Source organism: Holdemanella porci, assembly GCF_019052655.1.
Taxonomy (GTDB): Bacteria; Bacillota_I; Bacilli_A; order Erysipelotrichales; family Erysipelotrichaceae; genus Holdemanella; species Holdemanella hominis.
Window position 1 is genome coordinate 1 of sequence record NZ_JAHQVB010000137.1, and the last position, 1,127, is coordinate 1,127.

A 1,127-nucleotide genomic window follows, 5' to 3' on the forward strand; every position below is an offset into this window, starting at 1 on the left:
ACGCAACAATGCTTTACGATGATCGGCTTTACGTCCCAATTTACGATTCCACATGATTCTTACTCCTCTTATTCATACGATTTGAAGAACAATCCCAATTGGTACATTTTGTCCTTCACTTCTTTGAGTGATTTCTTACCCAAATTCTTAACATGCATCATTTCATCTTCTGTTTTTTGTGTAAGTTCATCAACAGTTTGAATTCCTGCACGTTTTAAACAATTGTAAGAACGAACAGATAAATCCAAATCTTCAATCATCATTGTATTTACTTTCTTAACATCCTCAACTTGAGGTTTTTGAACCATGAAACTTTCTTCTAATTCTAAATCTGAAACAGTTAAAACTTCATCTAAGTTTTCCATACAAATCTTTGCAGCCATTGTGATAGCTTGTAAAGGTGTAATTGTACCATCTGTTTCTACATTGATATGTACTTTATCATATTTTTTATCCAACCCAACACGAGCAGGTTCTGCTAAATAATCTGCTTTACGGATTGGAGTGAAAGTTGCATCTAATACTACGACATCTTCACCAAAGTCGTATGACACTTTGTTTTCAATTGAACTCTTATATCCAGTTCCAGTTACAGCATAAATCTCCATTTCCAAGCTTGCACCTTTTTCTAAAGTACAAATCACTTGTTCAGGATCTACAACTTCAACAGCTTCCGGACAAATAATGTCAGCCGCCTGAATTGTTGCAGGACCCTTCTTTGAAATATGCAATGTTTGGAATCCTTCTCCATCATTGTATAATTGTACAGCTTTTAAATTTAATGAAATACGATAAATATCTTCTAAAATACCTTCGATCATTGTTACTTTTCCATCAAATCCAGATACTTTAAATCCAACAATGCGTGTGCCAGATACACTTGTTAATAATGTACGGCAAATGGTATTTCCAATCGTAATTCCAAAACCTCTTTCAAGAGGTTCAAAGATATAAGATCCAGTATTGTTTTCTTCATTCACAAAATCTTTATGAAGTGAAGCTCTTTCAAATTCCTGCATCGTTATCCTCCTTTAACTATCCACGAGGTCGTTTTGGTGGACGACATCCGTTATGTGGAATTGGTGTTACATCATTGATCATTGTAATTTCTAAACCAGCTACCTGTA

The 1,127-nt window shown here is 34.5% G+C and carries 2 protein-coding genes; both read right to left on the reverse strand.

The window, feature by feature from the left end; all coding sequences use genetic code 11:
• Window positions 1-68: 68 nt before the first annotated feature.
• Entirely contained in the window at window positions 69-1,019 is a 951-nt protein-coding gene (locus KTQ83_RS11795; RefSeq protein ID WP_217256947.1) for a DNA-directed RNA polymerase subunit alpha, read from the reverse strand.
• A 16-nt stretch (window positions 1,020-1,035) separates the two neighbouring features.
• Window positions 1,036-1,127, reverse strand: a 92-nt coding sequence (rpsK, locus tag KTQ83_RS11800) for a 30S ribosomal protein S11 (protein ID WP_217256946.1), incomplete at its 5' end; no start/stop codon positions are given.